At 71.3% G+C, this 22,925-nt stretch carries 21 protein-coding genes and 1 pseudogene; 14 read left to right on the forward strand and 8 right to left on the reverse strand.

Annotated features, from left to right (window positions below; all coding sequences use genetic code 11):
• The first annotated feature begins 4 nt into the window (after positions 1-4).
• The 6 genes from HD597_RS07550 (at position 5) to HD597_RS07575 (ending at position 5,054) form a co-directional block, all read left to right on the forward strand.
• A complete protein-coding gene (locus HD597_RS07550; protein WP_253741015.1) occupies positions 5-949 on the forward strand; it encodes a winged helix DNA-binding domain-containing protein in 945 nt (314 codons plus the stop codon).
• A gap of 102 nt (positions 950-1,051) precedes the next feature.
• The gene (locus tag HD597_RS07555) at positions 1,052-1,651 is read left to right on the forward strand and encodes an RNA polymerase sigma factor (protein WP_253741016.1); all 600 of its coding nucleotides are present in this window, start codon (positions 1,052-1,054) and stop codon (positions 1,649-1,651) included.
• Complete coding sequence (locus HD597_RS07560; protein WP_253741017.1) at positions 1,644-2,411, forward strand: hypothetical protein; 768 nt, start codon at positions 1,644-1,646, stop codon at positions 2,409-2,411. Before HD597_RS07555 ends, HD597_RS07560 begins: the two co-directional genes overlap by 8 nt.
• A 52-nt stretch (positions 2,412-2,463) precedes the next feature.
• Positions 2,464-3,948 carry a heparinase II/III domain-containing protein gene (locus tag HD597_RS07565; RefSeq protein WP_253741018.1) on the forward strand — a complete coding sequence of 495 codons (1,485 nt, stop codon included), beginning with the start codon at positions 2,464-2,466 and terminating at the stop codon, positions 3,946-3,948.
• A 9-nt stretch (positions 3,949-3,957) separates the two neighbouring features.
• Positions 3,958-4,710 (forward strand): IclR family transcriptional regulator, encoded by a 753-nt coding sequence (locus HD597_RS07570; protein ID WP_253741019.1) that lies wholly within the window; start codon positions 3,958-3,960, stop codon positions 4,708-4,710.
• 83 nt (positions 4,711-4,793) lie between these two features.
• The gene (locus tag HD597_RS07575) at positions 4,794-5,054 is read left to right on the forward strand and encodes an SCO4225 family membrane protein (protein ID WP_443689983.1); all 261 of its coding nucleotides are present in this window, start codon (positions 4,794-4,796) and stop codon (positions 5,052-5,054) included.
• On the opposite strand, the gene corA is transcribed toward HD597_RS07575, so the two are convergent.
• Together corA and HD597_RS07585 are read right to left on the reverse strand one after the other, a co-directional pair.
• Positions 5,055-6,173: a magnesium/cobalt transporter CorA gene (gene corA, locus HD597_RS07580; protein WP_253741021.1), complete on the reverse strand. Its 1,119-nt coding sequence runs from the start codon at positions 6,171-6,173 to the stop codon at positions 5,055-5,057.
• Positions 6,174-6,393: 220 nt separating this feature from the next.
• Positions 6,394-6,597, reverse strand: a pseudogene (locus HD597_RS07585) (nuclear transport factor 2 family protein); the annotation flags it as partial.
• Positions 6,598-6,801: 204 nt separating this feature from the next.
• On the opposite strand from HD597_RS07585, the gene HD597_RS07590 reads away from it, so the two are divergent.
• Together HD597_RS07590 and HD597_RS07595 are read left to right on the forward strand one after the other, a co-directional pair.
• The gene (locus HD597_RS07590) at positions 6,802-7,500 is read left to right on the forward strand and encodes a M50 family metallopeptidase (protein ID WP_253741022.1); all 699 of its coding nucleotides are present in this window, start codon (positions 6,802-6,804) and stop codon (positions 7,498-7,500) included.
• Between the two features lie 46 nt (positions 7,501-7,546).
• A complete protein-coding gene (locus tag HD597_RS07595; protein WP_253741023.1) occupies positions 7,547-9,040 on the forward strand; it encodes a serine/threonine-protein kinase in 1,494 nt (497 codons plus the stop codon).
• Here HD597_RS07595 and HD597_RS07600 read toward each other — a convergent pair.
• Entirely contained in the window at positions 9,029-11,248 is a 2,220-nt protein-coding gene (locus HD597_RS07600) for a dehydrogenase E1 component subunit alpha/beta (protein ID WP_253741024.1), read from the reverse strand. The two genes, HD597_RS07595 and HD597_RS07600, sit on opposite strands and share 12 nt — an antisense overlap.
• A 198-nt stretch (positions 11,249-11,446) precedes the next feature.
• Here HD597_RS07600 and HD597_RS07605 point away from each other — a divergent pair, with 198 nt between their 5' ends.
• Positions 11,447-12,784: a hypothetical protein gene (locus HD597_RS07605; RefSeq protein WP_253741025.1), complete on the forward strand. Its 1,338-nt coding sequence runs from the start codon at positions 11,447-11,449 to the stop codon at positions 12,782-12,784.
• Between the two features lie 68 nt (positions 12,785-12,852).
• Here the strand turns inward: HD597_RS07605 and HD597_RS07610 are convergent, their stop codons facing one another.
• The 5 genes from HD597_RS07610 to HD597_RS07630 form a co-directional block, all read right to left on the reverse strand.
• Positions 12,853-13,575: a hypothetical protein gene (locus tag HD597_RS07610; RefSeq protein ID WP_253741026.1), complete on the reverse strand. Its 723-nt coding sequence runs from the start codon at positions 13,573-13,575 to the stop codon at positions 12,853-12,855.
• 110 nt (positions 13,576-13,685) lie between these two features.
• Positions 13,686-14,540, reverse strand: coding sequence for an ABC transporter permease (locus tag HD597_RS07615; RefSeq protein ID WP_253741027.1), 855 nt, complete (start codon positions 14,538-14,540; stop codon positions 13,686-13,688).
• A 2-nt stretch (positions 14,541-14,542) separates the two neighbouring features.
• Positions 14,543-15,520: an ATP-binding cassette domain-containing protein gene (locus HD597_RS07620; RefSeq protein WP_253741028.1), complete on the reverse strand. Its 978-nt coding sequence runs from the start codon at positions 15,518-15,520 to the stop codon at positions 14,543-14,545.
• Positions 15,521-16,120 (reverse strand): PadR family transcriptional regulator, encoded by a 600-nt coding sequence (locus tag HD597_RS07625; RefSeq protein ID WP_253741029.1) that lies wholly within the window; start codon positions 16,118-16,120, stop codon positions 15,521-15,523.
• 82 nt (positions 16,121-16,202) lie between these two features.
• Positions 16,203-16,796 (reverse strand): SACE_7040 family transcriptional regulator, encoded by a 594-nt coding sequence (locus tag HD597_RS07630; protein WP_253741030.1) that lies wholly within the window; start codon positions 16,794-16,796, stop codon positions 16,203-16,205.
• A gap of 66 nt (positions 16,797-16,862) precedes the next feature.
• Here HD597_RS07630 and HD597_RS07635 point away from each other — a divergent pair, with 66 nt between their 5' ends.
• From HD597_RS07635 to HD597_RS07655, 5 genes are read left to right on the forward strand one after another with little or no spacing between them, the layout of a single operon-like run.
• The gene (locus HD597_RS07635; protein WP_425572339.1) at positions 16,863-18,416 is read left to right on the forward strand and encodes a carboxyl transferase domain-containing protein; all 1,554 of its coding nucleotides are present in this window, start codon (positions 16,863-16,865) and stop codon (positions 18,414-18,416) included.
• Between the two features lie 3 nt (positions 18,417-18,419).
• Positions 18,420-20,351: an acetyl/propionyl/methylcrotonyl-CoA carboxylase subunit alpha gene (locus HD597_RS07640; RefSeq protein ID WP_253741032.1), complete on the forward strand. Its 1,932-nt coding sequence runs from the start codon at positions 18,420-18,422 to the stop codon at positions 20,349-20,351.
• Positions 20,351-21,256, forward strand: coding sequence for a hydroxymethylglutaryl-CoA lyase (locus HD597_RS07645; protein ID WP_253741033.1), 906 nt, complete (start codon positions 20,351-20,353; stop codon positions 21,254-21,256). The genes HD597_RS07640 and HD597_RS07645 overlap by 1 nt, the downstream gene beginning before the upstream one ends.
• A gap of 3 nt (positions 21,257-21,259) precedes the next feature.
• The gene (locus HD597_RS07650; protein WP_253741034.1) at positions 21,260-22,396 is read left to right on the forward strand and encodes an acyl-CoA dehydrogenase family protein; all 1,137 of its coding nucleotides are present in this window, start codon (positions 21,260-21,262) and stop codon (positions 22,394-22,396) included.
• A 46-nt stretch (positions 22,397-22,442) separates the two neighbouring features.
• Positions 22,443-22,877 carry a GNAT family N-acetyltransferase gene (locus HD597_RS07655; RefSeq protein WP_253741035.1) on the forward strand — a complete coding sequence of 145 codons (435 nt, stop codon included), beginning with the start codon at positions 22,443-22,445 and terminating at the stop codon, positions 22,875-22,877.
• Positions 22,878-22,925 lie beyond the last annotated feature (48 nt).

Here is a 22,925-nt window from a genome sequence, read left to right on the forward strand (position 1 = left end):
GCCCATGAGAAGCGTCGAGGCCCAGCTCCTGCACCGCCCGCCCGGCCTGGCGGCAGGCGAGATCGTCAGGCGCCTGGCGGCCATGCAGGCCCAGGACGTGCCCTCGGCCCTGCTGGCCTTCCGCGCCCGCTCCGCCACCCTCACCCCGGCCGACGTCGAGGCGGCCTGGCAGTCCCGCGAGCTCGTCAGGACGTGGGGCCCGCGCGGCACCCTGCACTTCGTGCACGCCGACGACCTGCCCTGGATCCACGCCCTGACCGGCCGCGCCACCGGCACCCTGCGCCGCCTGGCCGAGGAGGGCGTCACCGGCGACGACCTCCTGGCGCTCATCACCGGCGCCCTCGAAGGCCAGGGCCCCCTCACGAAGGCCGGCCTGGAGGAACGCCTCAAGGGCCGGGCCCGCGGCCAGGGCGTCGTGCACCTGGTGGCGCTGGCCGCCCACCACGGCCTGGCCGTCCTGGGCCCGCAGCGCGCGGGGAAGCCCACGTACGTGCACGCCGCCGACTGGCTCGGCGCCCCCGTCGTCCCCGAGCCCGACCGCGAGCGCGCGCTGAAGGAGCTGGCCACCCGCTACCGCCGCGCCCACCACCCCGCCACCCCCGAGGATCTGGCCGCCTGGTCGGGCCTGCCCCTAGGCGAGGCCCGCACCGCCTGGGGCCTGAGCCCGGCGCCCCCGCCTCCGCCGGAGGACGCCCCGCTGGTCCGCCTCGCGCCCGCCTTCGACGAGTACCTGATGGGCTGGCGCGACAGGGACCCCATCCTGGCCCCCGAGCACGCCAGGAAGGTGTTCCCCGGCGGCGGCGTCCTGCGCCCGGTCGTGCTGGTGGACGGCGTGATCAGGGGAGTGTGGGGGCGCAAGGGCGCCGAGGTGGGCGTGCAGGCGTTCGGCGAGTTGCCCGCCCTGGACGACGAGCTCGCCGACGTCCGCCGTTTCCTCGGACGGTCGTGAAAGCGATCCCGGACGGTCGTGGAGGCGATCCCGGACGGCCGTGAAAGCGATCCGGTGTATCGGGTGATAACAGACGAGAGCTGATACATCGGAAGGTTGTTCATGACGGGGGAGACCATCGCGGCCACGGTGCCCTGGACGGCCCGCGCGCCCGGGGCCGCGCAGGACACGCCGCGCCACACGCTGGACGACGCCGACGCGTTCAGCGCCGTGTTCGACGCCTACTTCGGCGAGATCCACGCCTACGTCGCCCAGCGCCTCGGCCCCGACCACGCCGAGGACATCGTGGCCGAGACGTTCCTCACCGCGTTCCGCAAGCGCGACCGTTACGACCCGTCCCGCGCGGGGGTGCGGGCCTGGCTGTACGGCATCGCCACGAACCTCATCGGCAAGCACCGCCGCCTGGAGGCCCGCACGCTGCGCGCGCTCGGCCGCTGCGGCCCGGAGACCGACGCGCCCGGCCACGAGGAGTCCGTGGCCGTGCGGGTCAGCGCCCAGAGCCTGCGCCCCGAACTGGCCGCCGCCCTGGCCGAGCTGGACCGGCGCGACCGCGACGTGCTGCTGCTGGTCGCGCTGGCCGGGCTCGGCCACGACGAGATCGCCACCGCGCTCGGCATCCCGTACGGCACGGTCGGCTCCCGCCTGAGCCGCGCCAGGAAGAAGCTGCGCGGCCGCCTGGGGGAGGTGCGCGGCGATGGATGAGCTGATCCGCGAGCTGTACGGCAGGCCGCAGCCGGGCCCGCACGCCCAGACCAGGGTGTGGCGGCGGATCACGGCCCGCCGCCGGCGTCGCCGCCTGTCCTGGACTGCGGCGATCTCCGCCGCCGCCGCGGCTCTCGCCCTGTTCCTCCTGGTCCCCCGTGACCAGCCGGTGGAGACAGGCAGGCAGATCCTCCTGACGGCCGCCACCTCCGCCGCGTCCTCCACCTCGCAGGGCACCTACTGGCACGTCAGGAAGCTGCACGACGGCGCCAGGGAGAGCGAGCTCTGGGTCACCAGGCAGGGCCGGGCGTGGACCGCCGAGCAGGGCCGCGTCACCCGCGTCACCGGCCGCTCGCCGTTCAGCATGGCCGGGCGCGACCTGACCTTCGAGGAGATCCAGGCCCTGCCCGCCGACGCCGCCGAGCTGCGCGAGCGGGTGGCCGCGATGCTCCCGCCCGGCTCTGAGTCCCTGCTCGCCGACGCGCTCTGCGGCCTGCTGTGGACCAAGCCGTCCCCGCCCGGCGTGCGCGCCGCTGCCTACCGCGCGCTCGCCGACCTGCCCGAGGTCCGCTACCTGGGCACCGCCACGGACGACCGGGGGCGCGCGGGTGAGGCGTTCTCGTTCGGCCTGCCCTCCGGCGTCCGCCGGACGCTGATCATCGACCCGGGCACCTCGCAGGTGCTGTCCAGCGAGGACGGCACGCGCTCCGAGCTCGTCCTCGTCGCCGGCTGGACCGACGAGGGCCCCCGCCGCCCCTAGCTTCGACGGCGCCGCGCGTGGGTCCCGCGCGCCCTGAAACAGGAGTCATGACGTGTTCCGGCGTGCCCGAACGACCTCAGGCAGGGCCATCTGCCTGAGCGACCAGTTCCCAGGGATCAAGGTGGAGGAGGTGATGGACGGCCTGGTGACGTTCGTGAAGCTGCCGCCCGTGCGGCTCGGCACGCCGATCGACTGGACCGCCAACCCGCACGGCAACCGCTCCTGGGCGCTGCACCTGCACACGCTGCGCTGGATGGGCCGCCTCGTGGCCGCCTACGAACGGTCGGGCGAGGCGGCGTGCCTCGACCGCGCCCGCGCCATCACCAACGACTGGATCGGCGCGAACCCCAGGGGCGGCGCCGGCACCAGCCCCTGGGCGTGGGCCGAGCACGCGGTCGCGCTGCGCGCCCCGGCGCTGGTGTGCCTGAGCGAGCACGTCAGGACCGAGCGCCTGTGGGACAGCCTGGCCGATCACGGCGAGGTCCTGGCCGACCCCTCCCTCTACCGCGAGGGCCACAACCACGGCCTCGACCAGGACATCGCGCTGCTCGTCGTCGGCTGCCGCCTGGGCCGGGCACGCTGGCGGGACCTGGCCGTGCGCAGGATGACGGCCTCGGCCGAGCTGGCGATCGACGCCCAGGGCGTCCTGCACGAGCAGGCGCCGCGCTACGGCCTGTACGTGCACCGCCGCCTCGGGGTCGCCCTGCGCGCGATCCGCGAGAGCGGCGCCGAGGTGCCCGAGCGGCTGCTGGCCAGGCGACGGGCGCTGGAGTCGTACGTGGCCCACGCCACCCAGCCGGACGGCCACCTCGTCCCCATCGGCGACAGCCCGGCCGACGCCCGCGCCGACGGGTTCCCGCAGGAGGGGCCGCCGGTGCGGGTCTTCGACGGGGGATACGTGTTCGGCAGGAGCGCCTGGGACGACCCCGCGGCCGCGTACTACTCCATCAGGTTCGGCCCGGGCAGGCGGCTGCACGGCCACGAGGACCACCTGGGCGTGACCTACTCCGCCCAGGGCCGCCGCATCCTCGTGGAGGCCGGCTTCCACTCCTACGAACGGACCGGCTACGTCGACTGGACGCGCTCCCCCGAGGCCCACAACGTGCCCGTCCCCACCTCCGGGACGTTCCGCCCCGGCACCACCGCCCGCCTGCTGCATGCCTCCATCGGGCCGTCGAGCCAGTCGTACGAGCTGGCCGACGAGGCCTACGGGGTGAGGCGGACGCGGCGCGTGCTGGTCGGCCACGCCCCGGACCTGCTGACCGTGCACGACAGCGTCCCCACGGGCGCGCTGCGCAGCCTGTGGCACTTCGACCCGGCGCTGAAGGTGCTGTCGTGGCGCGGCGGGACGGTGGTGCTGGGGGACGGCGACGGCTTCACGGTCTCGCTGCGCCACCTCCCGGGAGAGGGCCAGGCGGTGCGGCCGTCGCTGCTGTCGACCGGCTACCTGCGGACCGCCGAGGGTGTCACCGTCGTGTCCCCCGAAGCGCCCGGCGTGCTGACCGTGATCACGGTGAATTCTTCTATGGGGGACTAGCATTCCGCTGTGAAGAACAAGCCCCTGTACGCGCTGGGCTCGGTGGACAACGCGCTGCTCGTCCTGCACATGCTGCGCGACCGGGGCCGGCTCACGGTCACCGACGTGGCCGGCGAGCTGGGCATCGCCCGCTCGACCGCGCACCGGCTGCTGGCGATGCTGGTCTACCGCGACTTCGCCGTGCAGGACGAGCAGCACACGTACCTGCCCGGGCCGTTCCTCGCCGCCACCCCCGCCGCCCCGGGCGGCTCCGCCCTGCGCGAGCTGCGCGCCCGCACCAGGCCCGCGATGGAGGCACTCTGCGCCCGCGTCCTGGAAACGGTGAACCTCGTGGTCAGGGTGGGCACGGAGGTCCGCTTCCTGGACAGCGTGGAGTCCCAGCAGATCCTGCACGTGGGCGACCGGCGCGGCACCATCCTGCCCGCCCACCTCGCCTCCGGCGGCCGGGCCCTGCTCGCGGCGCTGCCTCCCGACCACGTACGGGACCTCTACGCGGACCTCCCGGCCAGGGACCGCATGATCCTGACCCACGAGCTGGCCGAGGTCCGCTCCCGCGGGTACGCGCTCAACATCGAGGGCACCGAGCAGGGCGTCTCCGCCGTCGGCGCCGCTCTGCACAACGGCCGCGGCACCGCGGTGGGCGCCTTCTCGATCTCGATCCCCTCGGCCAGGTTCGGCCCTGACCAGGTCGCGTCGTACGCGGAGGAGCTCCGCCGCGCCGTCGCGGAGGCCGAGCAGTCGCTGACCGGCTTCCCTGACTGATCCACCGCGTCAACGTAGGGTCTTGAAAGAGGCGCGCATCGCCGGGGACTCGGCGGGAAGCGTCTCCCATCGGGAAACGGACCGTGAGGAGAAGGGCAGTGGCGACGTGGGTGGCAGGCAGTTACGCGGCGGTGGTGATCGTCCTCGGGATGGTGGCCGGGTTCACTTCTCAGCGCGGCGTGCCGGACCGCTACACGATGATCCAGGCCGCGCTCACCCTTCCCCTGAGCTACGTCGTCTCGCGGACGACGCTGAACGGCCTCGCCTGGTTCCTGGCCATCGACGTGGTGGGCCTGATCCAGGCTGCCATGCTCTGGCTGCTCCTGGCCGGTCTCACCCCGTGATCAGAGCCAGTCGCGGCGCTTGAAGACCGTGTAGAGCGCCACGCAGACGGCGGCCATGAGCACGATGGCGAACGGGTAGCCGAACGCCCAGTGCGTCTCCGGCATGAAGTCGAAGTTCATCCCGTACACGGTGCCGACCAGGGTGGGGGCGAAGAGGATGGCCGCCCAGGCGGAGATCTTCTTGACCTCCTCGCCCTGCTGGATGCTGGCCTCGGTCATCCGCGCCATCTCCGCGTTCTGGGCCTGCGTGACCAGGGTGGAGTTGACGACCAGGATGTTCTGCAGCATCTGGCGGAAGGAGGAGATGCGCTCGGTCACGGTGATCGCGTGGTCGGCCACGTCGCGCAGGTAGCTCTGCAGCTCGTCGGTCACCCCGTACTTGCGCGCGCCCGCGATGAACCCGTGGATCATCCCGACCAGCGGCGCGGTGGCCCGCTGGAACTCGATGACCTCGCCCGACAGCTCGTACACGCGTCGCGACACCGACGGGTCGCCGCCGAAGACCTGGACCTCGATCTCCTCGATGTCCTTCTGCAGCCCGGCCACCACCGGCGCGTACCCGTCGACCACGGCGTCGAGGATGGCGTACAGGACGGCCTGCGGGCCCTGCCGCAGCAGCTCGGGGTCGGACTCCATGCGCTTGCGGACGGCCTGCAGGTCGGGGGCCTCGGCGTGGCGCACGGTGATCACGAAGTTGGGGCCGACGAAGACGTGCACCTCGCCGAACGCCACCTCCTCCACCTCGTCCAGGTAACGCGCGGCGCGCAGCACCACGAACAAGGTGTCGCCGTAGCGGTCGGCCTTGGGGCGCTGGGAGCCGACGATGGCGTCCTCCAGCGCCAGCTCGTGCAGCTCGAACTCCTCGCCGAGCTTGACCAGCTCCCACTCCTTCGGGCGGTACAGCCCGATCCAGGCCATGGCGTCCGGCATCTGCTTGAGCCGCTCGAAGGCGTCGGCGAGCGAGCCGGGGTTGTCGACCCGCTCGCCGTTGCGGTAGATCGCGTTGTCGATGACCGTGGGGCGGTAGGGGCGCTCCTCGGCGGCGCGCGGGTCCATCGAGTGCTCGGGAGCCTCCTCGCGGGAGTCCCCGCTGCGCCTGAACCCCTTCACCCTGGCCATCGCTCCTCCCGAGAACGACTACGACGGACGCAGCTCGGCAAGCTGCTGAGCCGCGCGGTCCCTGATGGTTTTCCGCCACATCGGTGTCCATCCGAACAAAAGCCCCATGTGGCCTTCCGAGTGCCATCTTCGACCATCGGCGGAAATCGAAGTCGTCGTGGTGGCGAACAATCAGGTCGTCCTCGAACCTGAAGAACGAGTCGATCTCGTTGACCACCTCGCGGCCCGTCCGGTGGAAGGTGTAGCGGGAGGTCCAGTGCGCGGTCGCGGTGAAGTCGTCGGCCGTCACGCCGCGGTACTCCGACCTCAACCCGTCACGCACGCCGAGCTGGAGCCGCCACATCCGCATCACCTGGTCACGCCCCTCGACCTCCTGGAAGATGGGGTCGCCGAAACTGACCTCAGGGTGGTAACAGCGCTCCATGGCCGCGAAGTCCGCCCGGCCCAGAGCGTCGTAGAAGGCGCTGATGAGCGCCACGTGCCGATCGTTCACCCCTCTATCAGACCACGGCCGCCCCGCTGCTCCCGCACGTGGCGGCCCCGCTGGGCGCGGACGTGGGGTCCGGGTTCCACGAGGACGCCCTTTACCGGCGCCGGACCGGAAGTTGACCGGCTAGGGTTCTTCTCGATGGACAAGTTCTGGGCCCACCTGATCAAGGTTCAGCCTGACCCCGACCCCTGGGTCGTGGTGGTCTCGGCTCTCGTCGCGCTGGTGATCGTCGGTTTCCGCATGCCCTGGCAGGTGTCCAGGGGGCTGATCACGATCGCCCACGAAGGCGGTCACGCGCTCATGGCGCTGCTCACGCGGCGCAAGCTCGAAGGCATCCGCCTGCACTCCGACACCTCCGGCGTGACGCTGACCAGGGGCAGGCCCACCGGGCCCGGCATGGTGCTGACCGCGCTCGCCGGCTACCTGGCGCCGCCGCTGCTCGGGCTGGGCGCCGCCTGGCTGACCGAGCAGGGCCGCATCACGCTGCTGGTCTGGGGCGTGCTGCTGCTCCTGGTCTGCATGCTGCTGCTGATCCGCAACCTGTACGGGGCGCTGATCCTCCTGGTGACGGGCGGCGCGGTGTTCGCCCTGATCATGTACGCCCCGGCTGACATCCAGCAGGTCGTGGCCCTGGTCTCGGTGTGGTTCCTGCTCTTCGGCGGGATCAGGCCGATCATCGAGCTGCAGCACAAGCGGCGCCGACGGCAGGCGCGAGACTCCGACGCCGACCAGCTCGCGCGGCTGACGTTCCTGCCCGGCGGGTTCTACGTGTTCTTCTTCCTGCTCGTGTCGCTGGCGTCCGTGCTGTTCGGCGCGTACCTCATGAACCCCCTCTAGTCCCGAAATTTCGCACTAAACTCCTCAGCAACAGGGGGAGAGTGGAGTGCTGCCAGCCGAGGACGCGCCCGGCTACCGGGTGCTCGATCAGGCGGGCCAGGGCGGGTTCGCCGTCGTGTACCGCGCCTACCAGGAACGCCTCGATCGGGTCGTGGCGCTGAAGGTGCTGTCCGTGGACCGGGTGGACCAGCGCACGATGCGCAGGTTCCAGCGCGAGCTGCAGCTCACCGGCCGCCTCACCGGCCATCCGAACGTCGTGACCGTCTTCGACACCGGCGTGACGCGCTCCGGCAAGCCGTACATCGCGATGGACTTCTTCGAGAACGGCTGCCTGCGCGACAAGATCCGCAAGGACGGGCCGCTTCCGCTGCCCGAACTGCTGCGGGCGGGCGTCAAGCTGGCCGGCGCGCTGGCGGCCGTCCACGAGGCCGGGGTCCTGCACGGCGACATCAAACCGCAGAACATCCTCATCTCCCGGTACGGCGAGCTCGCGATCGCCGACTTCGGCGTGGCCAGGGTCGTGGACTCCTCGGAGATCTCGGTCACCTCGCAGGCGTTCACCCCGCTGCACGCCGCCCCCGAGGTGCTCACCGGCCGGCCCCACTCCGCCTCCACCGACATCTACTCGCTCGGCTCGACCCTCTACCACCTGCTGGCCGGCCGGCCCGCCTTCCACAACCCGGCCGACCCGTCGATCGCGCCGCTGATGTACCGGGTGCTCAGCCTCGACCCGCCGCCGATCAACCGGCCGGACGTGCCGGCGCCGGTGTTCGAGACGATCGTGCGGGCGATGTCCAAGCAGCCTGAGTCGCGGTACGGGTCCGCGCGCGAGCTCGCCCGGCACCTCCAGGCGCTGCAGGCACGGCTCGGCCTCCCGGTCACCGACCTGGTCGGCCAGGACCCCGCACCGGCCCCTCGCCCGGACCTAGGCGTTCCGCTGCCTCAGTCCGCGAGCACCGGCTTCCCGAGCACCGGCCACCACTTGCCGCCCACACCGGCCCCGGGCCACCAGCCGACCGGCGGGCTCGTCCCGCCCGCCCCCACGATGCCCCCGGCCGGGAGCGCCTCCCGCACGGGCAGGATGATCCTGATCGGCGGCGCGGTCGCGGCCGTGGTCGTCGCCGGCACCGCCCTGGCGGTCCACCTCTCGATGCGGCCGTCCACCACGACCACCACCACGCCGGCCACGACCCCCACCGCCGGACAGCAGGAGCCCATCGGCAAGGAGCAGGTGGCCGCCCTGGCCCCCCGCCAGGTCAAGGTGACCGCCGACCAGGGCGCGCTGGTGGAGCTGCGCTGGTCGCTGCCCGCGGGCGCCCGCGAGTACCCGGTCGTCGTCCAGCGTTCCCCGGTCGAGCAGGGCGAGCAGGCCATCACCCCGCTGTCGCAGGGCACCACCTCGGCCCGCGTCGCCGGCCTCGACCCGGACAGCGGCTACTGCTTCCTGGTGGGCGTGCCGCTGCGCATCTCGGAGACCACCACGGTCGCCTGGTCGAAACCGGCCTGCATCAGGGGCGCAGTGGCGCGCTCAACCCAGTAGCTTGCGCGCCGCCTGCTCGATCTCCTCCTCCGACAGCAGCACGTGATCGGCTGCCCTGCCCAGCGGGATGAAGCTGTCGGAGGAGGTCACCCGTCCGATCGCCCCGGTGAACCCGGCGTCGAGCAGCTCGGCCACGATCCCTTCCGAGACGCCGCCGCTGTGCCGGGTCTCGTCGGCGATCAGCACGTTGCCGGTCAGCTCGGCCGCCCGCAGCAGGTCGTCGATCGGCAGCGGCGCCAGCCAGCGCAGGTCGAGCACGCGGCACCCGTACCCCTCCTGGGTCAGCCGCACCGCCGCCCGCAGGCTCATCCGCACCCCGTTGCCGAACGTCACGATCGTCAGGTCGCGCCCGTCGCCGTAGGAGCGCGCCCGCCCGATCGGCACGTGCGTCTCCGCCCAGCGCGCGGGCGGCGCGTACGGCGCCAGCCACCCCCCGTCGCCCTCGTCGAACAGGTCACGCGTGTGGTAGAGCGCGATCGGCTCCAGGAACACGCAGACGGACCCCGCGGTACGCGCCGCCGCCAGGCACGTGCGCAGCATGGCCGAGGCGTCGTCGGGCCGGGCGGGCGAGGCGATGACCAGGCCGGGGATGTCACGCAGCGCGGCCACCGCGTTGTCGTTGTGGAAGTGCCCGCCGAATCCCTTCTGGTAGGCGTACGAGGCCACCCGCACCACCATCGGGTTGGTGTAGGCGCCGCGCGAGAAGAACGACAGCGTGGCCGCCTCCCCGCGGATCTGGTCGAGCGCGTTGTGCAGGTAGGCGAGGTACTGGATCTCGGGCACCGGCAGCAGCTTCGACACCCCCGACCCGAGCGCGAGCCCCAGGATGGCCTGCTCGTCGAGCAGCGTGTCGAACACCCGCCCCGCCCCGAACCGCTTCTGCAGCCCGCGCGTCACGCCGTACACGCCGCCCTTCTTGGCGACGTCCTCGCCGAACACCGTCATCTCCGGATAGACGGCCAGCGCGTCGGCGAGCGTGCGGTTGACGGCCTGGGAGAGCGTCATCGGCTTGTCGTTCTCCGGCAACGACCCGGCGAACGCCTTCTCCCTGTCCGCCGGCGCGGCCGCCATCGGGCTGATCTTGGCGATCAGGTCCGGCCTGCGCGGCGCGATCGGCTCCATGACCTCCTTGGCGGAGCTCAGCCGCGGGCTGCGCGCCGTCTCCTCAGCGATCTTCAGGACGTGCTCGCGCGCCATCTCGTACGTCGTGAGCAGCTCCTCCGGTGTGATCAGCCCCGCCTCGACCATCAGGGCGGCGGTGCGCACCAGCGGATCGCGCTCCAGGTCGGCCCTGATCTCCCGCTGAGTGCGGTACGCCGACTCGACGTCGGACCCGGCGTGCCCCATGAGCCGCACCGTCGACAGGTGCAGGAAGACCGGCGAACGCCGCTCGCGCACGTGCCGGACGGCCTCGACCGCGGCGTCGTACGCGGCGGGCAGGTCGCAGCCGTCGGCGGCGATGTACTCGATGCCGGGCCGCCGGGCGGCCGCCTCCACCCAGCCCTTGGGGGTGCGCACGCTGATGCCGATGCCGTTGTCCTCGCACACGAACAGCACCGGCAGCGCCTGCCCCTGGAAGGTGGCGTAGGCGGCGGTGTTGAAGCCGGACAGGGCGCTGGCGTGGTTGACGGAGGCGTCGCCGAAGCTGCACACCGCGATCGCGTCTTCGGGCCACGCGCCCGGCACGCCCAGCGCGCGGGCGCGCTCGATGGCGAACGCCACGCCGACGGCCCTGGGCAGGTGGCTGGCGATCGTGGAGGTCTGGGGGATGACGGCCAGGTCGGGATGGCCGAACACCTTGTGCCGGCCGCCCGCGATGGGCTCGTCCGCGGCGGCGGTCAGGCCCTTCAGCACGTCGCGGATACCCTGCTCGGGCACCCGCCCGGCCTGCTCGGACCTGGCCAGGTAGAAGGCGCCGGAGCGGTAGTGCAGCAGCGCCGGGTCGGTGGGCCGCAGGGCGACGGCGACGGCCGCGTTGCCCTCGTGACCGGCCGAGCCGATCGTGTAGTGGCCCTCGTCGCGCTCGCGCAGCCAGCGGGCCGCGATGTCGAGCAGCCGGCTGTCGAGCTGGCGCCTGAACAGCGACCCGCACTGCTCCCCGGTCAGGGACGTGCCCTCCCGGACCGGCAGCCCCGGATCTCGGGCCGGGCCCGCCTCGAGCGTCGAAACCGTCTCGGTGAAGTGAGTCTCAACTGTGTCGCGCGCCACAGCATCGATTATGTCCCTGATCGGCCCTGACGTCTGCCGGACGCCGGCGACATGTTGTGGACCGGTCCTTTTGACCCCCGCCGATAACTGTTTGTCAGAAATCACAACTTCACCGGCGGCCTGCACGTCTACTGGTAGAGCACACGTGGCACCCTCAATGCCGCGTTGAACCACTGGGGTCTCCAGAAAGGAACCCGCATGTTACAACGCATCCGTGTCGCCGCCCTCGCCTTCGTACTGGGCGTCTCAGGGACGACAGCCCTGGCCACGCCCGCGGCGTCGGCGGCTCCCACCCCCACCATCACCAAGGTCGAGCTCAGCCCGGCCGCGCCCGTCGTGGTCTTCGACAGCGATGTCAGCGTCACGTTCACCTTCACCACGACGAACGCGACCACGGCCGCTCTCAAGCTCAACGGTGACACCGTGAACGTCACGTCCGCGGCCGTCACGGGCGGGCTGAAGTGGACGGGCACCAAGTCCTTCGGCGCCGGCGCCGTCGGCAAGTGGAACTACGCCGCCACCGCCACCGGCGACGGCGGCTCGGTCACCCAGTCCGGCTCGTTCGACGTCGTCAGGGCGCTCACCACCAGGTTCGGCGACTTCGACGCCAGCCCCGACCTCGTCGACAAGGGCGACACCATCCGGGCCACCGGCCGCCTGCTCGCCGACGGCAGGGGCTACGACGGCCAGAGCGTGTCCGTCACCTTCCGGGAGCGCGGCTCGGACACCTACCGCGAGGTCGCCAAGGTCACGACCGGCCGCGGCGGCTGGTTCGGCGCCCGCGTCCAGGCCAACGCCACCGGCTGGTGGCGGGCCGAGTTCGCGGCCACCGGCACCGCCAGGGCCTCCGTCAGCGACGCCGACCGGGTGGACGTCCGGCGCGCCAACCTCGGCAGCCGCATCGCCGGCTTCGACGCCGAACCCGAGCCGGTCGACAAGGGCGACAGGCTGTCCCTCTCCGGCGCCCTGCGCGTCGAGGACCGCGGCGGCCTGGCCGGCCAGCGCGTGTCGATCTTCTTCAAGGCCGACGGCTCCAGCCGCTGGGAGTACGTCACCAGCGACGTGACCGGCCGCCACGGCCGCTTCGGCGCCTCCGCCGAGGCCGTCACCTCCGGCTGGTGGCGCGCCGAGTACCGCGGCACCCGCGGCGTCAACGGCTCGGTCAGCAGGGCCGACTGGGTGAAGGTCAACCAGCCCGCCCCGCCGCCGGAGGAGGAGAAGGCGGACACGCGGCTGATCAAGTTCAACGCCTACCCGGAGCCGGTCAAGCGCGGCAAGTACCTGAAGTTCAGGGGGCTGCTGCAGGTCGACGACGAAGGCTCGTGGGAGGGTTACTCGGGCAAGGTGGCGCTGTTCTTCAAGCCGCTGGGCTCGAAGAAGTGGCAGTTCGTGAAGACGACGTCGTCCGGTGACAGCGGGCGGCTCTACACGAAGGCCAGGGCCTGGAAGTCGGGGCACTGGAAGTTCGTGTTCAGCGGTGACGGGGACACCTACGGCGATCACAGCCGTACGGACTATGTCCGCGTGAAGCGCTGATCTGATCACCTGAACGCCGGAACGAGGCCCGGGGGGCACCTACCCCGGGCCTCGTTCCGCGTGCGGGCTCAGACGGGCTGGTCGTCGGGGAGCTTGGCGTCGATTCGCACGAGAAGAGCCTCGATCTTGTCGAAGCGCTGGTCGTGACCGTCGAGCCGCGCGTCGATGCGGTCGAAGCGCTGGTCGTGACCGTCGAGCCGCGCGTCGATGCGATCGAATCGCCCGTCGTGGCCGTCGAGCCGCTTCTCCATTCGGTCGATCCGCAGGTCGCGCAGGCCGTTGTCGTTGTGAATCGTCTGCGTCAGCTGTGTCACCTTGGTGACCTCTGTCTGGAGCAGGCCGAGTCGCGAGTCGACCTGTGTGAACCGGTCGTCGACCTCGCCGAAGCGCTCGTTCATCGTCAGCTTGACGTCGCCGATCTCGCGTTCGACGTCGTTGAAGCGTCCGTCCACTGATGTCTTGAAGTCGCTGATCTCGCGTTCGACGTCGTTGAAGCGTCCGTCCACCGATGTCTTGAAGTCGCTGATCTCGCGCTCGACGTCGCTGAAGCGTCCGTTCACCGACGTCTTGAAGTCGGTGAGGTCCGACTTCACCCCGCCGAGCTCCTTGTCGAGCCTTGCGAAGCCCTTGTCCATCCTGTCGAGGATGTTCTGTCCGACGGTGTCCACTCGGTGGTGAAGCTCGTCGAAGCGTTCTGCGATGCTGGCGTCGGGCATGCCACTGACAGTAGCCTGCTCCAGCTTCGCGACCCGGACTTGCAGGTCACGACACGTGTTCCGGAGGTCGAACATATCGAAGGCGCTCCTTGCGCATGGAGGGAAAGGTCGGCGCCGCGCGGCACTTGAGGAAAGCTACCCTCCGTCCATGATCGACCGCAGAGAGATACAAGGAATAGTCGTATCTACTCAGCCTTCCGGAACTGCAGGACCGCCACCCCCAGCAAAACCACCCCCAGCCCCGCCACGATCCCCAGCTCCACCCCCACGGGCACCTGGTAGTCGAACCACCGCACCCCGGGATTGAGCATCACCTCGGCCGCCGCCGGCACGTCCAGGTGCGCGAACACGGCCTGCCGCATCGGATCCACCGCGTACGTCATCGGATTCACCATGGTCAGCACGTGCAGCCACGACGGCAGGTTGGCCAGCGGGAACATGGCCCCCGACAGGAACATCATCGGCATGATCGCCATCTGCATCAGCCCGAAGAAGGTCTGCATGTTCTTCATGCGGGCGGCCAGCGTCACCCCGAAGGCCGTGATGGTGAAGGCCGCCAGGAACATCTCCAGCAGCAGCGTGACGATCAGCCCCGGCTCGTACGGCACCCCCACCAGTCCCGCCATCGCCACGATGACGACGCCCTGCCCGACGGCCACGACGGCCCCGCCCAGGCACTTGCCGATCACGATCGCCCCCCGCGACACGGGCGCGACCAGCATCTCCCGCAGGAAGCCGAACTCGCGGTCCCACACGATGGACCCGGCCGAGAACATCGCGGTCATGATCACGGTCATGGAGATCATGCCGGGGTACATGAAGGTGCGGTAGTCGACCCCGGGGATCGAGCCCTGCACCAGCGACCCCAGCCCCGTCCCCATGACGAACAGCCACAGCACGGGCTGCATGAGCATCGACAACATGCGGGTGCGGTCGTTGACGAAGCGCAGCATCTCGCGGTGCAGCACGATCTTGACGGCCCGGAGGTCGTGCCAGGCGCCGCGGTCCGGTACCCGGACGCCGATGGCCTCTGTCGCCATGACTATCGCCTCGCCATCGCTCTCATCCACGCCAGGTTGCCGTCGTCCGCCTCGGCGTCGCGGATCGTGGAGCCGGTGTAGGACATGAACACGTCGTCCAGCGACGGCCGCGACACGCTCACCGACCTGATCGGCATGCCGAGCTCGGCGAACAGCCGCGGCACGAACTCCTCGCCGGAGGCCACCGCGAACGTCACCGCGCCCTCGTGCACGGCCGCCTCCAGCCCGAACCGCTCCCGCAGCGCCTTGATCGCCGCGGGGTCGTCGGCGGTCTGGATCTGTACGCGGTCCTTGCCGACGCCGGCCTTCAGCGCCTCGGGGGAGTCGATGACCACGACGCGGCCGTGGTCGATGATCGCGATCCGGTCGCAGTACTCGGCCTCGTCCATGTAGTGCGTGGTCATGAAGATGGTGATGTCCTCAATGAGCCGCAACTGGTTGATGTATCCCCAGATGGCCGAGCGGGTCTGCGGGTCGAGGCCGACGGTGGGCTCGTCCAGGAACAGCACGCGGGGCGAGTGCAGCAGCCCGCGCGCGATCTCCAGCCGCCGCTTCATGCCGCCCGAGAACGTCATGACCTTGGCGTCCTTGCGGTCCCACAGCGCGACCATCTCCATCACCGTGCGGATCCGGTCGTGCACGACGCTCTTCGGCACGCCGTACAGCTCGGCGTGGAAGCGCAGGTTCTGCTCGGCGCTGAGGTAACCGTCGAGGGTGGGGTCCTGGAAGACCAGGCCGATGTTCCTGCGTACCTTGTCGCGCTCCCTGACCACGTCGTGCCCGGCGACCGTGGCGCTGCCGCCGGTCGGGTTGACCAGGGTGCAGAGCATGCTGATGGTGGTGGTCTTGCCGGCGCCGTTCGGGCCGAGGAAGCCGAACACCTCGCCGGGACGCACCTCGAAGTCGACGCCCTTGACGGCCTCGATCTTCCCGTACGCCTTCTGTAATCCGCGTACGGACACCGCCGCGTGCGCGGCCATCTAGTCCTCCGCGAGGATCTGGAAGACGGACCTGCGCGTCTGCTTGATGAGCTTCTTGGCCTCGGCGAGCTGGCGTTCGCCGCCCGTGCGGACCAGGTGGCCGAACGCCTCGTTGAGCTGGGCCCACAGCAGGCGCAGCTCGTGGTGGTCGTCGGGGACCGTGCGGGCCACCTCTTCCCAGGGCGCCTCCTGCGCGTGCCTGGCGGCCTGCGCGCGGCCCTGCTCGGTCAGCCGGTACGTACGGCTCCCGCCTGATTCGTCCCCGGACACCAGGCCCTCGTCCTCGAGCTGCTGCAACGCCGGGTAGACCGATCCCGGGCTGGGCCGCCACACGCCGCGGCTGCGCTCCTCGATGTCCTGGATCATCTGGTAGCCGTTCTGCGGCCCCTCGTGCAGGAGGGCCAGCAGGGCCGCCCTGACGTCGCCGCGCCGGATCCGCGGGGCGGCCTGCTCCCAGTGGACGACGTGGTGGGGCGGCGGCGGGCCGGGCGGGAAGGGCATCGGCGCCGGCCCCGGCATCTGTCCCGGCATCGGTCCCGGCGGGGGGAAGGGGGGCGGCGGGGGTGGGGGAGCGTCCCAGAACTCGTGGTGGTCGCGCATGATCGCCTCCAACTATCGAGATATGGTGACGATATATCTAGATAGTAGAGCCGACAAGGCGAGGACGATAAGTTAACGAGCCTTAACGGGCGCACGCGGCGATGGCCGCGCGGGCCATCGCGTGCAGCATCGGGCGCATGTCCTGCGCGGGCAGCTCGCCCGCGCTGTGCGGGGTCGAGTTGAGCAGGCCGAACACCGCGTGCGTCGCCGCCCGCAGCCGCGCGGCGGGGCAGTCGGGATGCAGCTCGGCCAGGACCGTCACCCACTCCTCGACGTAGAGCCGCTGCAGCCGCCTGATCTGCCGGCGCGCCGGCTCGGGCACGTTGCCCAGCTCCCTGTCGTGCACGGTGATGAGCGCCGGGTGGTCCGTCGCGAAGGCGATCTGCACGTCGAGCAGGGCGTCCAGGGTCTCTTCCGGGCCGGCGGAGCCGGTGACGACCGTGACGGCCGACTCGCGCAGCCGTGAGCTGACGTCGAGCAGCATCTCCGACAGCAGCGCGTCCTTGCCGTCGAAGTGGCGGTAGAGGGCGGGACCCGAGACGCCGACCGCGGCGCCGATGTCCTCGATCGACACGCCGTGGAAACCGCGGGCCGCGAACAGCCGGGCGGCCGCCTCCAGGATCTCCGCGCGCCTGTTGCGCCGGCTGCGGGTAGGGGTGTCAGAGGCGGTGGTCACGTCTCACATGCTAGACGATGACGTTAATGATGACTAACATCTGGTGCCATGAGGAGCGACTGGCCGGTGTTGAAGACGGCTGTGGAGCCCGGGAGTGAGGCGTACAAGCACAACGCCGAGCTCAACGAGCGGCTCGCCGCCGAGCTGCTCGAACGCCTCCAGGCCGCCGCGCTCGGCGGCCCGGAGCGGTCCCGGCGGCGGCACGTCGAGCGCGGCAAGCTGCTGCCGCGCGAGCGCGTCGACGGCCTGCTCGACCCGGGCTCCCGCTTCCTGGAGCTGTCGCCGCTGGCCGCCAACGGCCTCTACGACGACCAGGCCCCGGCGGCGGGCATCATCACCGGGGTCGGCCGCGTCTCCGGCCGAGAGTGCGTGATCGTGGCCAACGACGCCACCGTCAAGGGCGGCACGTACTACCCGGTCACGGTCAAGAAGCACCTGCGCGCGCAGGAGGTGGCGCTGCACAACCGCCTGCCCTGCGTCTACCTGGTGGACTCGGGTGGAGCGTTCCTGCCCAGGCAGGACGAGGTGTTCCCCGACCGCGAGCACTTCGGCCGCATCTTCTACAACCAGGCCACGATGTCCGCGCGCGGCATCCCCCAGATCGCCGCCGTGCTGGGCTCCTGCACCGCCGGCGGCGCGTACGTGCCCGCCATGAGCGACGAGGCGGTCATCGTGCGCGGCCAGGGCACGATCTTCCTGGGCGGCCCGCCGCTGGTGAAGGCGGCCACCGGCGAGGAGGTCACGGCTGAGGAACTGGGCGGCGGCGACCTGCACGCGCGGGTCAGCGGCGTCACCGACCACCTGGCCGAGGACGACGCGCACGCGCTGGCCATCGTCCGCGACATCGTCTCCACGCTGGCCCCGCGCGCCGAGCGGCCCTGGGAGACGATCGCGCCCGAGCCGCCCCGCCACGACCCCCGCGACCTGTACGGGCTCGTGCCCGGCGACACCCGCCAGCCGTACGACGTGCGCGAGGTGATCGCCAGGATCGCCGACGGGTCGCGCTTCCTGGAGTTCAAGGCCGAGTACGGCTCGACGCTCGTCACCGGTTTCGCCCACGTCCACGGGCACCCGGTCGGCATCCTGGCCAACAACGGCATCCTGTTCAGCGAGTCGGCGATGAAGGGGGCGCACTTCATCGAGCTGTGCGACCAGCGCCGCATCCCCCTGCTGTTCCTGCAGAACATCAGCGGCTTCATGGTCGGCAAGGCCTACGAGGCGGGCGGCATCGCCAAGCACGGCGCCAAGATGGTGACGGCGGTGGCGTGCGCCCGGGTGCCCAAGCTCACGGTGGTGATCGGCGGGTCGTTCGGCGCGGGCAACTACGCGATGGCCGGGCGGGCGTACTCACCCAGGTTCCTGTGGATGTGGCCGAACGCCCGCATCTCGGTCATGGGCGGCGAGCAGGCCGCGAACGTCCTGACCACCGTCGGCGACGCCGACCCCGACGCGATCAGGGCCCAGTACGAGCACCAGGGCAACCCCTACTACTCCACGGCCAGGCTCTGGGACGACGGCGTGATCGACCCGCTCGACACCCGCACGGTCCTGGGCCTGGCGCTGTCCGCGGCGGCCAACGCGCCGCTCGATCCCGCCGGTTACGGCGTCTTCCGGATGTGACGCATGCTGTTCGACCGTGTTCTGATCGCCAACAGGGGCGAGATCGCCGTACGGATCGCGCGCACGCTGCGCGGGCTCGGCATCGCGTCCGTGGCCGTGCACACGCCGTCCGACGCGGGGGCCAGGCACGTCCGCGAGGCCGACCTCGCCCTTGAGGTGCCGAGATATCTGGACATCGAGGCCATCGTCGCCGCGGCACTGGCCTCCGGGGCGCAGGCCGTGCATCCCGGCTACGGGTTCCTGGCCGAGAACGCCGCGTTCGCGCGGCGCTGCGCCGAGGCCGGGGTGGTGTTCGTCGGGCCGCCCGCCGACGCCATCGACGCGATGGGCGACAAGATCCGCGCCAAGGCCACCGTGTCCGCCGCCGGGGTGCCCGTGGTGCCCGGCGCCACCGAACCGGGGCTGGAGGAGTGGCGCGACTTCCCCGCCCTGATCAAGCCGTCGGCGGGCGGCGGGGGCAAGGGCATGGTGCTGGTGCGGTCGGCCGCCGAGCTGCCCGACGCCCTGGAATCGGCGCGGCGTACGGCGCTGGCCGCGTTCGGTGACGGCACGCTGCTGATCGAGCGGTACGTCGAGAACCCCCGCCACATCGAGATCCAGATCCTCGCCGACGCCCACGGCGGCGTCGTGCATCTGGGCGAGCGCGAGTGCAGCCTCCAGCGCCGGCACCAGAAGATCATCGAGGAGGCCCCGTCGCCGTTCGTCTCCCCCGGCATGCGCGCCCGGATGGGCGCGGCGGCGGTGGAGGCCGCCCGCTCGGTCGGGTACGTGGGCGCGGGCACGGTCGAGTTCATCGTGGACGGCACCACCGGCGCCTACCACTTCATGGAGATGAACACCCGGCTGCAGGTCGAGCACCCGGTCACCGAGCTGGTGACCGGGCTGGACCTGGTGGAGCTGCAACTGCGGGTGGCGGCGGGGGAGCGGCTGCCGTTCGCGCAGGAGGACGTGCGGCTCGACGGGCACGCGGTGGAGGCCCGGGTGTACGCCGAGGACCCGGCGCGCGGCTTCCTGCCGACGGGCGGCCGGGTGCTGGCGCTGCGGGAGCCCGCCCGCGATGCCGTACGGGTGGACTCGGGGCTGGTGGAGGGCGGGGTCGTCGGCAGCGAGTTCGACCCCATGTTGTCCAAGGTGATCGCCTGGGCGCCCGACCGGGCGACGGCGCTGCGGACGCTGGACCAGGCGCTCGCGGACACGGCCGTGCTCGGCGTGGTGACCAACATCCCGTTCCTGCGCGCCCTGGCCGAGCATCCGGCCGTCGCGGCGGGCGAGCTGGACACCGGCCTGGTCGAGCGCGTCCTGCCCGAGCTGGTGCCGGGCGAGGCGACGCCCGAGGAGGTCCAGGCCGTGGCGGCGCTCGTCTTCCACGCCATGCCACAGGGCGACGACCCGTGGGAGGTCACCGACGGCTGGCGGATCGGGGAGCGGGCCTGGACGGCGTGGCGGCTGGAGTCCAGGGACGGCGTGCACACGATCCAGGTCCGCGGGCTGCCCGAAGAGTCCGCCGAAGTCCTGATCAATGGTGAAGCGGTGCCGGCGCGCATCCGGCCGGGCGCCGACCTGGCCGTGACGATCGGCGGGCGCACCGCGCGCTACCTCTGCGTACGCGACGGCGACACCCTCTGGCTCGGCCGGGACGGCGCGTCCTGGCCGCTCACCCGGCACCTCATCGGCGACCCCGGCGACCGCGCGGGCGCCGCCGCGGCGGGCGACGGCGTGGTCAGGAGCCCCATGCCCGGCACCGTCCTGGTGGTCAAGGCGCAGCAGGGCGAGCGCGTGAGCCAGGGCCAGCCGCTGCTCATCGTGGAGGCCATGAAGATGGAGCACACGGTCACGGCCCCGTGCGACGGCGTCGTCACCGAGCTGTCCGCGCGGGCCGGTCAGCCGGTCGACATGGACGCCGTCCTGGCCGTGGTCACCAGCGAGGAGGCGTGATGCCGTACCCCATGGAAGGTCTGCCGCACCAGGTCACGATCTACGAGGTCGGCCCGCGCGACGGCCTGCAGAACGAGTCCGCGATCGTCCCCGTCGAGGTGAAGGCCGAGTTCATCGACCGGCTCGCGGACGCCGGGCACAAGGTGATCGAGGCGACCAGCTTCGTGCACCCGAAGTGGGTGCCGCAGCTCGCCGACGCCGACCGGCTCCTGACCAGGCTGCACAGGAAGCCCGGCGTGCGCTACCCCGTGCTCGTGCCGAACCTGCGCGGCCTCGACCGCGCCCTCGACCTGGGCGTGGACGAGATCGCCATCTTCGCCAGCGCCACCGAGACGTTCGCCGCCAAGAACCTGAACCGCAGCCTGGAGAGCCAGTTCGAGATGTTCGAGCCGGTCGTGGCCAGGGCGCTGGACAGCGGGATGAAGGTGCGCGCGTACGTGTCGATGTGCTTCGGCGACCCCTGGGAGGGGCCCACGCCGATCGCGCAGGTCGTCAGGGTCGGCGAGCGGCTGCTCGGGCTGGGCTGCTACGAGCTGTCGCTGGGCGACACGATCGGCGTCGGCACCCCGGGCCACGTCACGGCCCTGATCGAGGCCTTCCGCACGCCGGAGCGGCTGGCCGTGCACTTCCACGACACCTACGGACAGGCGCTGTCCAACACCCTGGCAGCGCTGAGATCGGGCGTCACCACCATCGACGCCTCCACGGGCGGCATCGGCGGCTGCCCGTACGCCGAGTCCGCCACCGGCAACCTGGCCACCGAGGACCTGGTCTGGATGCTGCGCGGCCTCGGTATCGAGACCGGCCTCGACCTGGGCAAGCTCGTGTCCACCAGCGCCTGGCTGGCGGAGCTGCTCGGCAGGCCCAGCCCGTCCCGCGTCGTACAGGCGCTTTCGAAAGGCTGAGACATGCTCAACGACGAGTACGAAGAGCTGCGCAAGACGGTAGAGGCGTTCGCCCGTGAGGTGGTCGCGCCGGTGATCGGCGACTTCTACGAACGGGAGGAGTTCCCGTACGACGTCGTGCGGCAGATGGGCGCGATGGGGCTGTTCGGCCTGCCGTTCCCCGAGGAGTACGGCGGGATGGGGGGCGACTACTTCGCCCTCTGCCTGGCCCTGGAGGAGCTGGCCAGGGTCGACTCCAGCGTGGCCATCACCCTGGAGGCGGCGGTGTCGCTGGGCGCGATGCCGATCTTCCGGTACGGCACCGCGGAGCAGCGCGAGGAGTGGCTGCCCAGGCTGGCCGCCGGGGAGCGGCTGGGCGCGTTCGGGCTCACCGAGCCGGGCGGCGGCTCCGACGTGCCTGGCGGCATGCGCACCACCGCCGTGCTCGACGGCAACGAGTGGGTGATCAACGGGACGAAGGCGTTCATCACGAACTCCGGCACCGACCTCACCGGCGTCGTCGGCGTGGCCGCGCTCACCGGCGAGCGGGAGATCTCCACGATCCTGGTGCCGAGCGGCACGCCCGGCTTCGCGGTGTCGAAGAAGTACTCCAAGGTCGGCTGGAACGCCTCCGACACCCGGGAGCTGTCGTTCACCGACTGCCGCGTGCCCGCCGGCAACCTGCTGGGCGAGCGCGGCCGCGGCTACGCCCAGTTCCTGCAGACCCTCGACGAGGGCCGCATCGCGATCGCGGCGATCGGCGTGGGGCTGGCACAGGGCTGCGTGGACGAGTGCCTGAGGTACGTCAGGGACCGTAAGGCGTTCGGTCATCCGATCGGCCACTACCAGGCCATCCAGTTCAAGATCGCCGACATGGAGGCCCGCACGCACACCGCCCGCCTGGCCTACTACCACGCGGCCGAGAAGATGCTGGCCGGGGTGCCGTTCAAGAAGGAGGCGGCGATCGCCAAGCTGGTCTCCTCGAACGCGGCGATGGACAACGCGCGGGAGGCGACGCAGATCTTCGGCGGGTACGGGTTCATGAACGAGTTCCCCGTCGGGCGTTTCTACCGCGACGCCAAGATCCTGGAGATCGGCGAGGGCACCAGCGAGGTGCAGCGTATGCTCATCGCGCGGCAACTCGGCCTCGGTGACCTGTGAACAGGTGTTTGCTAAATGCGCTCACGACGATCTAGGGTCGTTGGTCATGACGGCTGACGATCTTCTCATCAGGAGGGCGGAGAAGTCGGACGCGGACGAGGTGTTCGCGCTGGCCCGCGAGTTCGGCCTGACCTTCAGGCCGGAGCGCGACGCCTTCGACGCCGCGCTGCCCTCGTTGCTGGCCAACGACGACGCCCTGCTGCTCACTGCCGTCGTGGGCGGGCGGGTGCACGGCTACCTGCTCGGGTTCGTGCATCTGACGCTGTTCGCGAACGGGCCGGTCGCCTGGGTCGAGGAGGCCATGGTCGGGTCCGGGTCGCGGCGGCAGGGGATCGGGCGGGCGCTGCTGGAGGAGTTCGAGCGGTGGGCCCGCTCGCGCGAGGCCGGCTACGTGGCGATGGCGACGCGGCGGGCGCCGGAGTTCTACCACGCGCTGGGGTACGAGGCGTCGGCCACGTTCTTCCGCAAGGTCCTGCGCTGAGCGCGTAAGGCGGGGCTCGCGAACGTTTCTGTCGTGGGCGGATGGCAT

Origin of the sequence: Nonomuraea thailandensis (assembly GCF_024172165.1) — a bacterium.
GTDB lineage: Bacteria > Actinomycetota > Actinomycetes > Streptosporangiales > Streptosporangiaceae > Nonomuraea > Nonomuraea thailandensis.

Coding starts and splice junctions, on each gene's coding strand:
- HD597_RS07645 (WP_253741033.1), top strand. CDS start 20,351: ATGCCGTACCCCATGGAAGGTCTGCCGCACCAGGTCACGATCTACGAG.
- HD597_RS07620 (WP_253741028.1), bottom strand. CDS start 15,520: ATGGCCGCGCACGCGGCGGTGTCCGTACGCGGATTACAGAAGGCGTAC.
- HD597_RS07605 (WP_253741025.1), top strand. CDS start 11,447: ATGTTACAACGCATCCGTGTCGCCGCCCTCGCCTTCGTACTGGGCGTC.
- HD597_RS07615 (WP_253741027.1), bottom strand. CDS start 14,540: ATGGCGACAGAGGCCATCGGCGTCCGGGTACCGGACCGCGGCGCCTGG.
- HD597_RS07640 (WP_253741032.1), top strand. CDS start 18,420: ATGCTGTTCGACCGTGTTCTGATCGCCAACAGGGGCGAGATCGCCGTA.
- HD597_RS07590 (WP_253741022.1), top strand. CDS start 6,802: ATGGACAAGTTCTGGGCCCACCTGATCAAGGTTCAGCCTGACCCCGAC.
- HD597_RS07555 (WP_253741016.1), top strand. CDS start 1,052: ATGACGGGGGAGACCATCGCGGCCACGGTGCCCTGGACGGCCCGCGCG.
- HD597_RS07560 (WP_253741017.1), top strand. CDS start 1,644: ATGGATGAGCTGATCCGCGAGCTGTACGGCAGGCCGCAGCCGGGCCCG.
- HD597_RS07650 (WP_253741034.1), top strand. CDS start 21,260: ATGCTCAACGACGAGTACGAAGAGCTGCGCAAGACGGTAGAGGCGTTC.
- HD597_RS07550 (WP_253741015.1), top strand. CDS start 5: ATGAGAAGCGTCGAGGCCCAGCTCCTGCACCGCCCGCCCGGCCTGGCG.
- HD597_RS07625 (WP_253741029.1), bottom strand. CDS start 16,120: ATGCGCGACCACCACGAGTTCTGGGACGCTCCCCCACCCCCGCCGCCC.
- HD597_RS07655 (WP_253741035.1), top strand. CDS start 22,443: ATGACGGCTGACGATCTTCTCATCAGGAGGGCGGAGAAGTCGGACGCG.
- corA (WP_253741021.1), bottom strand. CDS start 6,173: ATGGCCAGGGTGAAGGGGTTCAGGCGCAGCGGGGACTCCCGCGAGGAG.
- HD597_RS07610 (WP_253741026.1), bottom strand. CDS start 13,575: ATGTTCGACCTCCGGAACACGTGTCGTGACCTGCAAGTCCGGGTCGCG.